Origin of the sequence: Shewanella hafniensis (genome assembly GCF_019655335.1) — a bacterium.
GTDB classification, from domain to species: Bacteria; Pseudomonadota; Gammaproteobacteria; order Enterobacterales; family Shewanellaceae; genus Shewanella; species Shewanella hafniensis.
The window spans coordinates 1-240 of the sequence record NZ_BPFD01000295.1 but is presented as its reverse complement, the minus strand read 5'-3'; the positions used below and the strand labels follow the sequence as shown (position 1 = coordinate 240).

The window sequence follows — 240 nt, the reverse complement described above, 5'->3', positions numbered from 1 at the left end:
AGCTCAACCAACTTGGTTTGGTCACCGCGCTTAAAGTTAATGTGTCACCCACATCGGTATCACTCGCCGCAAAGGTGTAGCTGTACGCCGCATCTTGAGTGGCAGCTGTGATGGCCGTTGAACTGATAGTCGGTGCATCGTTGATGTTGGTGACCGTGATGCTGAAGGACTGTTCAGCGGTTAAGCCGTCGGTGTCCGTCACTCGCAGTAACACAGGGTGCGCGCCCACATCGGCATTGC

Annotated in this window: 1 protein-coding gene; it reads right to left on the bottom strand. The window is 55.0% G+C overall.

Annotation, left to right across the window (positions count from 1 at the left end; all coding sequences use genetic code 11):
- A partial coding sequence (locus K5Q99_RS22335) for a putative Ig domain-containing protein (RefSeq protein ID WP_220778181.1) occupies positions 1–240 on the bottom strand: 240 nt, incomplete at both ends.